The organism is Desulfurellaceae bacterium, assembly GCA_021296095.1.
In the GTDB taxonomy this organism is placed as follows: Bacteria; Desulfobacterota; Binatia; order Bin18; family Bin18; genus JAAXHF01.
This window is the reverse complement of sequence record JAGWBB010000117.1, coordinates 2,556-9,539: the sequence shown is the minus strand read 5'-3', so window position 1 is coordinate 9,539 and position 6,984 is coordinate 2,556. Positions and strand designations below refer to the sequence as shown.

The window sequence follows — 6,984 nt, the reverse complement described above, 5'->3', positions numbered from 1 at the left end:
CAAACGCGCGGTCAGCTTTCTGGGAGCTATCTATCTGGCCGCCTCGGTGATCCTCCTTAACTGATGACACTCCCTAGCACGTCTTGAGGCGTTTGGCCTTCAACCGAGCGATACGGCCCGCATGCAGACGGCTGCCGCTACGATGCAGCTCGTCGAGCGCCTCTCTTCGGGGCAATCTGACGAGGTCATCGCCGTGCTTGCCTCAGCACCGGTTGCCACGACAGCAGAGGCGATGGGAGAGTGTTTCAGCAAGGCCGACCCTCTCGGCGCGGCGCTGGAGGAAACAGGTTGGGAGCTGTTTGAGGCGATCCGTAAGCTCACTGACGAACGACAGCAGGAGGCCGAGAAAATCTGTGACACGATTGTCCAAGCCTTACAGAGCGATGAGCATGTCATACCACTCGCTCTAGCCTTCCAGGCCGCGCGCTCTCAAGCCATTACACTGCTGACCGAGTCTCATAGCGGTGACGCCGCTCCTACGGAAAATGCCGTGGTGAAGGGCAAACGTATCGTCAATCAGAGAGGGCGGGATAACCTGGACATAAGCACGGCGCGAGACCTCCTTGTTCGTCTGGAGCAGGAGCTGAGAAGCGGTCAGACCATCCGACTTAATATGCGTTGGGTCATTGAAGAAGGTGAGTCGGAACAGTGACGACAGCAGTCCTGACCTTTGGCCAAATCAAAGCCCAGGTGGCGGCTGTTCGCAAGCGGAACAGCCACGAACGGGTGATTGGCATCCAGGCGCCTGGTCGGTGGACTGGCGAACGCCATAAGCAAGATGGCCGCGACCGCTATGTCATCGAGCAGTGTGATTCTCCGTTAGCGATGCGGATCGCGCTGCGGGACAATGCTGAAGGCGAGGCCATCAAGGTCCTGATTACCCGTCTGGACGAAAAAGAGCTGGGTGAGGACATTTTGCTGAGGTTGGCCAAGCGGCGGCTGTTTACGATTGACAACTGGCAGCTGGTCAAAGCCCGGTTTCAAGCCCGAACCGTTGACCCGCGAGTCAGTCAACAGGCTTGGATTGCGGATTATTTGTTGGAGGCAGACTCGGTTCCTCCGGCACCGGGTGGTTTTCTTGACGCTGAGACGGTGTGGGCAGTCCTCCTTGAGCGCCAGCTCGGTTTGAGCGGTGACCGTCCCGATCTGCTCGCTCTTCTCAAATGGTCAACCGAGGAAGCCCATGTCGAGCGGCTTCGAGCTGCCCCGGCGCCTTTCTGCCAGGCAATGGCTGCCTGGTTTGCTCAGTCCCTTGGGCCGGTCGCCAAGCTGGTCATGGATTGTCTGCTGCGCCGATCGGATTCCGGTATTCTCCCTGTCGGTCTTGCCGCAGGAGTGGTTTTCAATCAAGACTTGCGCGGCCGACTCGACAAAGCCGCCGGAAAAATGGAGGAGCGCTATTTTGGAGGTGAAACACCGGACACGGTGCTGATCGAACGGTGGTGTTCTGCTGCCACAGAGGTCGTCAGCTTCCAGCTGACTGACGATCCGCACAAACGCAGGGCGCTTCTGAAGCGAGCTGATGAGATTCTGGAGGAACTCCAGGCTGAGGCGTATGCGTATGTGAGCGATATCTCGCCGCGCGGTTTTAAGCAGCATCTCGCCCGTTTTGGCCGCTTGCTCTCAGAAGCCATAGACAATGGGCCATCTCGCTCTCTGCTGCCTCTAAGCGAGGCATGGCGGGCGGTCGAGCGACATGAGCAATCCCGCTCGTCAGACGAGCATCGTCGCCTCGACCGAGGTGAAATGGCGTTACGCCTGGTACGCTGGTTAGAGCACGTTGCGACCAGTCCACCGACATTCTCATCGCTTGGTGAAGCGGCTCAGTACCATGAGGATGAGGGGAGCTTTGTTGACTGGGCACGTTTTCAGGTCCGGGGCTCGGAACCGGTCCGTGAGCTGTCAAAGGCGTATGGGCATTTGTTTGAGACTGTCACGGCTATCCGCGAACAGCACGCCCGTCGCTTTGCCGAACTCCTCCAGGACGCCACAGCTTCGGCGTCAAACGGTGCTCAGCTCATTCCAGCCGAGTGCATTCTGGACGAGATTGTGGTCCCCTTGGCCGAACATGCGCCAGTCCTGGTGATCGTTATTGATGGGATGAGCAGCACAGTTTGCCACGAATTGGTTGCCAGCATTACCCGCCAGGATTGGGTTGCCTTATGCGAAGACGGACACGAAAAGCAACGCCCCGGGCTTGCCGTGCTTCCGTCCGTTACTCAGGCTTCGCGCACGAGTCTGTTATGTGGAAAGCCCAGCTGTGGAAATGCGACAGACGAACAACGTGGCTTTGCAAGCCATCCAGGCTTGCTCCGACACAGCCGTCCCAGCTTGCCGCCAAAACTCTTCCACAAAGCTGACTTACAGACCGAAGAGGAAAAGGTCTGTGACGCCATCCTCCATTCCCAGCAGCGTGTGGTGGGTACGGTCATCAATGCCGTGGACGACCTGTTACTAAAAGGCGATCAGCTCGATATCCGCTGGTCCAAAGATGAAATCCGTATTCTTCCCACCCTGCTGCACGCAGCCGAGGCGGCGGGTCGAGCGGTTGTCCTACTGGCCGACCATGGACACGTGCTTGAGCACCACACACGTAGCCTTCAGCAGGACGGCGGTGGAGAGCGGTGGCGGGTGGACGATGGGCGTGTGACAGATGGGGAGTTGGCCCTCCGTGGCCCGCGTGTCCTCATGCCTGATTCTCGGCAGCTAGTTGCGCCTTGGACCGAGCACCTCCGCTATGGCCCCAAAAAGAGTGGCTACCATGGAGGGATATCTCCCCAAGAGATGATCGTGCCGATTGCCGTTCTGTCCGTCCGCGATCCTTGCCCAGGCTGGACGGCTGTCTCAATCGAAACGCCGGTCTGGTGGCAAGAGACGCCGCCGCCGCTCGCTACTCAGGACACGAGCATGTCTGCTCAAGAACTGACGGAGCCGCAAGAACCGTCAGGGCTACCTCTATTTGACTTTGCCCAGACCCAGCAAGGTGTCAGCTCAGACTGGATTCATGCCTTGCTGAACTCACCGGTCTTTGCCAAGCAAAAGAAGCTTGTTGGCCAAGCCGAGGCTGTGGACAAGCATCTGGCTGTCCTTCTTGAGGCGCTAGACCAAGCTGAAGGCAAACTGTCTTTGGCCGCGTTTGCCCGCGCGGTCAAGACGCCGGCAGCACGGTTGAACGCTCTTATCGCCGTTCTCCAAAAGATCCTTAACATAGACGGCTATCAGATCCTCAGCCACGATGAGGATTCAGGCAGTATCGAATTGAATCGAGACTTGCTGTGCCGCCAATTTGAGATTGACGGGGACGATTAGGGCTCAGTCAATCACGCCAGCAGCCGCAGGCCGGCATAGATCAGGCTGAACACGCTCAGAAAGACGATCCCGATAATGCCCAGCAGCCGCAGCCAGTCCGGCGGTCGGGCGTCTTGGGGCATATACGTGCCGCACACCAGCTTGTAGTTGGCTGCGGCCAGAATCGGGGCGACCAGAAACGAGATGATGGTCGCCAGATCGACCAGGGTGGTGAAGCTGGTCAGAAACTGGGCGATCATCCAGTAGGCGCCGACGGCGCTGATGATGACCCACAGGTTGTACATCCGCCGGCTGTGTTGGCCGTTTGAGAACAGCAGCGCGCAGGTCCGCTCCATGGCCCGGGCGTAGCCGTCGAGCACGACCAGGCTGGTGCTGAACATGACCGAGAAGGCTGAGGCGGCAATGATGATATAGCTCCAGTCGCCCAGCGTGGCGGTGTACAGCTGCACGACCTGGTTGGTGAATTGGGTGCCGCTCTGGTTGGAGAAGGACTGGCCCGAGCCGTACATGATGAACGCGCCCAGGGTCATGAAACATACGGCCAGAAAGGCGGTCATGAGATAGCCGAGCTTGAAGTCGAGCAGACTTTCGTTCATGCGTGGCCGGTACGCGGTCTGCTTGATGCGCTCCAGAGTCCACAGGCTGTTCCAGGCCGACAGATCGACCGGGGCCGGCATCCAGCCCATCAGGGCGATCAAAAACGCAAAACCCGAGGCGGTCCAGATGTCGGCCGCATAGAACGGAACTGTGGCCACCGGACCACGCGCCAGGGTCAGGCTGAAGGCGACGATGGTGGAGACAAACAGGACCACACAGATGATCTTGATGAGCTTATCGAGCAGGCTGTACTCTCCGACCAGCAGCACCCCGACACACACGGCCAGCAGAAACAGGGCGGTCGTTGCGGCCGACAGGTCCAGACCCAGAAGATTGTTCAGCAGCCCGGCGGTGGTGAAGCCGATCGCCGCGTTGATGATGAACAGCGGGGCAATGGTAATCAGCAGGTAGACGTACAGCATCCACTTGCCGAGGCGCAGGTAGCCGTCGATCAGACTCTCGCCGGTGGCGTTGGTATAGCGCGGGGCAGCCTCAAAGGCCGGGTATTTGAGCAGATTGGCGATGACGATTGCCCACAGCAGGGCGTAGCCGTAGCCGGCCCCGGCCCGGGTCGACTGGACGAGGTGCGAGACGCCGATGGCGGTGCTGGCGAACAGCAGGCCCGGACCCAGGGTTTTCAGAAAACGGACAAAGTTGGTATCGGCCGGAGTGCGGTCAGCCGGGACGGCTGTGGAGGAGTCGGTCGTGCTCATTGAGGCGGGGAGCTTTCCTGAAACGCGGTTCGTTTTGCTAGCGTTGGCTCGCGTGGAGGATGGTCATTCCGACGACTGCGTCCCCTTCATAGCGAATAATCACATCGTCCTCCGTCAGTTCGCTGTCTGTGGCCTGACTCGGTTTCTTGAAATTGATGTACAAAACATCGGCCTCTGCATCGTATGATGACCACAGGGAGCCCTGGGGGGCGCGTTTCACAACCGGGAGAAGTTTGAGGTATTCCTGGACGTCTGCTATGGCCATACTCGTATCCTTTTTTCGAGCGCGCGCAGCCTGCGTGTGAAGAAGGCGGTGATCACAAATCCATCATCGCTGAATTCACGATAAACGACAACCAGCCATTTCCTCGACTCCCACTCTCTCAGTGCCAGGAGTTCCCCTCTTTGTCCCAGAAGGATGCGTTGCGGTTCCACGAGAGTCTGAAGAAGGTCTGCCCGTCGCCCTGAAAGCTCTGCGTGTTCCTCGGTGATATGAGCCCAGCGTTCCGCCGTCAATCTTATCGGAATGCCGTTCTTTGAGGGGATGAGAGACAGCTCTCTTTTCTCCATAGGCGCAGCAGACAAACACGACTCGCTCCGGCGTGTCAAGAACGCCAGGCCGTGCATTGACCCGCCGGACGGCTTGGGGCATGTGTGTGGAGGGCAGGACTCTCACAGGATTCTCAATGGATATCGTCGAGATTTTACACGCCATTCCCGACTACCAGGAGTTTTTGTCGCCTGACGAGCTGCACCACAGTTCGGTGCAACTGGTTGAAGAATTTCCAGACCTGGCCCGGCTGCGCCGCATCGGTACGTCCACGGATGGCCGACCGATTGAGCTGCTGACCGTTGGCCACGGCTCGCGGACGGCGCTGTTGTTCGGCGTGCCGCATCCCAACGAGCCGATCGGCACGCTCAGCCTCGATTTTTTGAGTCGAGCCCTGTGCCAGCGCCGCGATATGCTCCGGCAGCTCGATACGACCTTGCTGATCGTTAAGGTGATTGACCCGGATGGACTGGCGCTCAACGCCGGCTGGCTGAAAGGCGGCTTCTCGCCGCTCCGCTATGCGCTGAACTATTACCGCCCGACCTCGGCCGAACAGGTCGAGTGGAGCTTTCCGATTGACTATAAGACCCTGCACTTTTCTGCGCCGTCGGCCGAGACCCGGGTCCTGATGCGGCTGATGGAGGACTACCGTCCCGGCTTTTGTTACTCCCTGCATAACGCCAGTTTCTGCGGGGTGTATTTCTACGCCTCGCGGCGTGTGCCGGCCCTGTTCGGGCAGCTGCACCGGCTGGTGGCCGCCCAAGGGCTGGAACTCCACCAGGGCGAAGCCGAAGTGCCGTATATCCAGCCCTGGGCCCAGGCCGTGTATCCGTTTTTCAGCCTGCGCGACAGTTACGACTATATGGAGACAAACCTCGGCGGAGATCCGGCCGAGCATATTCTGACCGGGACCAGTTCGGCCGACTATCTGCAAGAGCGGGTGCCCGAGGCTCTGAGCCTGGTATGTGAGCTGCCGTATTTCACCGATCCGGTTCTGGCTGACAGCTCTCCGAGCGGGCGCTCGCGGCGCGAGGCGATGGCCGAGGGCATGCGGCGCACGCAAGAGACCCTGGGGCTGATTGAGACCCATTTCTCAGCCCTTGGGGAAAAAGTTCCGGCCAATCGCCTGTTTCGCTCGGTAGCCGATTATGTGCGGCGCACCCCGAAACGGTTGGCCGCCCAGCAACAACAGCTCCAAGACCCGGACTACGACCAGGAGGCCACAAAGGCCCAGGCGTTTGACGTGCTGGTATGCCGTAATCTGCATCCCGCCCTGTATCTGGGTCAGGTCTATCGGCTGGCCTCGGACGCGGGTGAGCGGACGCGGGCGGATGACATTCGGGCTCGGCTCGAAGAGCTGATAGGGCAGATTGAGGCCGAGAGCGATATTGTGATGCTTCCGCTCAAGAAGCTGGTGGCGGTCCAGGTCGGCAGCGGCCTGTTGGTCCTCCAGGCCCAAATGAGTTCCAGTTGAGGCGTCTACTTGGAGAACAGCTGAAACAGGCGCTGGCCGATCAGGCCGATAATCGGCGGAAACAGCAGGCTCGGAATCGCCCGGGCGGCGACAAACGGCCAGCCCAGGAAGGGTACCTCCCAGCTGAACAGGCGGGTCGGCGAGAGCAGCGCCTTAGCCGTGATAAAGGCCAGCAGCGGACCGACGGCAACGCCCTGCTTGAGGAGGGCGGCGGCAATCGGAAACACCACATACGGGCCGCCCGGCATGAGTAGGCCGAGCATCCAGGCGATCAGGATGCCGCGAAACCCGGCCTGCTCGCCCATCCATTTGACGAGCAGTTCGCGGGGAACCAGGACGTT

6 protein-coding genes are annotated in these 6,984 nt (G+C 59.8%); 3 read left to right on the top strand and 3 right to left on the bottom strand.

Annotation, left to right across the window (positions count from 1 at the left end; all coding sequences use genetic code 11):
• Positions 1-142: 142 nt before the first annotated feature.
• Positions 143-652 (top strand): hypothetical protein, encoded by a 510-nt coding sequence (locus J4F42_20265; protein MCE2487855.1) that lies wholly within the window; start codon positions 143-145, stop codon positions 650-652.
• Complete coding sequence (gene pglZ, locus J4F42_20260) at positions 649-3,309, top strand: BREX-2 system phosphatase PglZ (GenBank protein ID MCE2487854.1); 2,661 nt, start codon at positions 649-651, stop codon at positions 3,307-3,309. The genes J4F42_20265 and pglZ overlap by 4 nt, the downstream gene beginning before the upstream one ends.
• Positions 3,310-3,320: 11 nt before the next feature.
• On the opposite strand, the gene J4F42_20255 is transcribed toward pglZ, so the two are convergent.
• Positions 3,321-4,619 carry an Nramp family divalent metal transporter gene (locus J4F42_20255; protein MCE2487853.1) on the bottom strand — a complete coding sequence of 433 codons (1,299 nt, stop codon included), beginning with the start codon at positions 4,617-4,619 and terminating at the stop codon, positions 3,321-3,323.
• 37 nt (positions 4,620-4,656) lie between these two features.
• Positions 4,657-4,884, bottom strand: coding sequence for a DUF2283 domain-containing protein (locus J4F42_20250; protein MCE2487852.1), 228 nt, complete (start codon positions 4,882-4,884; stop codon positions 4,657-4,659).
• A 421-nt stretch (positions 4,885-5,305) separates the two neighbouring features.
• On the opposite strand from J4F42_20250, the gene J4F42_20245 reads away from it, so the two are divergent.
• On the top strand, positions 5,306-6,643 hold the full coding sequence (locus J4F42_20245) for a hypothetical protein (protein MCE2487851.1): 1,338 nt from the start codon (positions 5,306-5,308) through the stop codon (positions 6,641-6,643).
• A 5-nt stretch (positions 6,644-6,648) separates the two neighbouring features.
• Here the strand turns inward: J4F42_20245 and J4F42_20240 are convergent.
• Positions 6,649-6,984: permease (locus J4F42_20240; protein MCE2487850.1), on the bottom strand; the 336-nt coding region annotated here is incomplete at its 5' end.

Bases quoted from the DNA above. Each gene is read 5' to 3' on its own strand.
- J4F42_20265 (MCE2487855.1), top strand. From the start codon at position 143: ATGCAGCTCGTCGAGCGCCTCTCTTCGGGGCAATCTGACGAGGTCATC.
- J4F42_20255 (MCE2487853.1), bottom strand. From the start codon at position 4,619: ATGAGCACGACCGACTCCTCCACAGCCGTCCCGGCTGACCGCACTCCG.
- J4F42_20250 (MCE2487852.1), bottom strand. From the start codon at position 4,884: ATGGCCATAGCAGACGTCCAGGAATACCTCAAACTTCTCCCGGTTGTG.
- J4F42_20245 (MCE2487851.1), top strand. From the start codon at position 5,306: ATGGATATCGTCGAGATTTTACACGCCATTCCCGACTACCAGGAGTTT.